At 59.1% G+C, this 2,225-nt stretch carries 1 protein-coding gene; it reads left to right on the forward strand.

Features of this window, described 5'->3' with window-relative positions; translation table 11 throughout:
- Positions 1-145: 145 nt before the first annotated feature.
- Positions 146-2,225 (forward strand): Tn3 family transposase (locus Q9R47_RS24245; RefSeq protein WP_311235653.1); only part of this gene is annotated, 2,080 nt, incomplete at its 3' end.

Below are 2,225 nucleotides of genomic sequence, written 5' to 3' on the forward strand. Positions count from 1 at the left end.
GGGGTCTCCTCGTTTTCAGTGCAATAAGTGACGGTACGCAAAGCTAGCACTGGCGCGGGGGTGGTCTGGGTAGACCGTTGATTTCATTGACTTTCCTGTTCGCTTTGTAAACGGGTATGGTGGCCTCCCACTTTTGAGGTTCACGATGCAGGGTTGGCACACAACGTTTTTGGGGATGCGTGGGCTCCCCCGCGATATCAGCGACTTCGAGATGAAGGCATTTTTCACCTTCGATGGTGCCGAGCGCGACGCAATCAATGCACGCCGAGGTGATTCCCACAAGCTTGGTCTGGCGCTCCATATTGGTTTCCTGCGCATGAGTGGGCGTTTGCTCGGTGCCTTTCGGGTAATTCCAGTACTCGTGCGGGCGCGTCAATGGCTGTACAAGAACAAGCTGGTGATCGTGCACGAGCGGGCAATTCGGACACTGATTGCGGCGGCACTTGCCCAGCTTGAAGTTGAAACAGGCACCGCCATCGCCGCCAGCGTTGATCCAGCAACACTTGATCGCTGGCGAGCCTCAGTTTCAGAGCTGCGCCCAGATGGACAAACCCAGCAGAGTTGGCTATGGGCTGCACCGGCGAAACACTCAACCCGCCAAATCAGCGAGGTACTGGAGCGCATCGACCTGCTTTACACGCTGGACGTTCATAAGCACCTGGCAGACATCCCCGATCTCATCTTGCGCCGCTACGCGCGCCGACTTGTCTCCAGGCCGCCCTCAGCCGGAGCCAAGATCAAAGAGCCAGCGCGCACCGTGGAGGTCGCATGCTTTCTTCGGTATTGCCTGTTCACCACCACAGACCAGTTGATCCTTATGGTGCAGCGCCGGATCGCCGATCTGTGGCGTCAGGCTGCCGCCGATGTCCCCGCTACCGTCAATTGGGCCGCAATGTACAAAACGCTGCTCGGCGAACTTGTTGCCTTGAGCGCGCAAGGTGCGGTGCCAGATGCTGAGTTGCGTGCCCGTCTTGAAGCCTTGATCACCGAAACCCAGAAACGCAAACCACCGAGCAGGGCCTCCCTGGTCCGCGAGGGATTGATTGATGGAATTCGCCCCGTGCGGTCGTTGCTCGTCGCCATTGCAAAGCTGCCCTGGCAGGCCACCGGCGAGCATCCTGCCATCGAGTACCTTGCCAAGCTGCAAGCTTTATATCTCAAAGGATCCAGAAAGCTGCCAGTTGAAGTGGTGGCACCAAGTCTGGGAATGATCTGGCAGGTTTCGATCTCCAGCCCAGACCGGGAACGGGCGTTTCAGGCGTTGGAGGTGGCCACCCTGTTTGCCCTGCGCCGCGCGGTGCGCAATGGCTCGGTCTGGATTGAGCACAGCCTGAGCTTTCGGGGTCGTGCGCGCTTGTTCTTCACGGACGAGCGTTGGCAGGCAGAGTCCAAGAAACACTATGCCCGTCTATCGTTACCCAGCAAGGCTGCCACTTTCTTGAAGCCTTTGCTGGCCAGAGTAACTGCCGGTGTCGATGCGGTGGCCGCTGCAGCCCGCAGTGGCGTACTGCGCGTGGATGATGAACTCCATTTGTCGCCATTGCCCGCAGAGGACGAAGACCCAGAAGTGACCAAGCTGCGCGCGGCTTTGGATCACCGCATCGGTGAGGTTCAATTGCCGGAAGTGATTCTGGCCGTTGACGCCCAGGTGCGCTTTAGCTGGATCATGCTCGGACGTGAGCCGCGCTCTACCGACGAGCTGCTGATGGTCTATGCCGGCATCATGGCCCACGGCACCAGTCTGACTGCGGTCGAATGCGCGCGCATGATTCCGCAATTGTCTGCCACCAGCATTCGCCAGGCCATGCGCTGGGCGCGGGACGAACGGCGTCTGAGCCAGGCCTGCCAGGCTGTGCTGGAATTCATGCAGCGACACCCGATTGCCGCCACCTGGGGGCGGTCCGATTTGGCATCTTCTGACATGATGAGCATGGAGACCACCAAACGGGTGTGGCAAGCCCGGCTTGATCCTCGGCGCAACACACCTTCCATTGGAATCTACTCCCATGTAAAAGACCGGTGGGGCATCTTCCATGCGCAGCCCTTTGTGCTCAATGAGCGCCAGGCGGGCGTGGCCATTGAAGGTGTCATCCGCCAAGAAAAGCTGGAGACCAGCCAGCTTGCTGTGGATACCCATGGCTACACCGACTTTGCCATGTCACATGCCCGTTTGCTTGGTTTTGATCTTTGCCCGCGGTTGAAGGAACTCAAACAGCGCCACCTCT

It is taken from the genome of Acidovorax sp. PRC11 (assembly GCF_031844105.1).
Taxonomy (GTDB): domain Bacteria; phylum Pseudomonadota; class Gammaproteobacteria; order Burkholderiales; family Burkholderiaceae_C; genus Paracidovorax.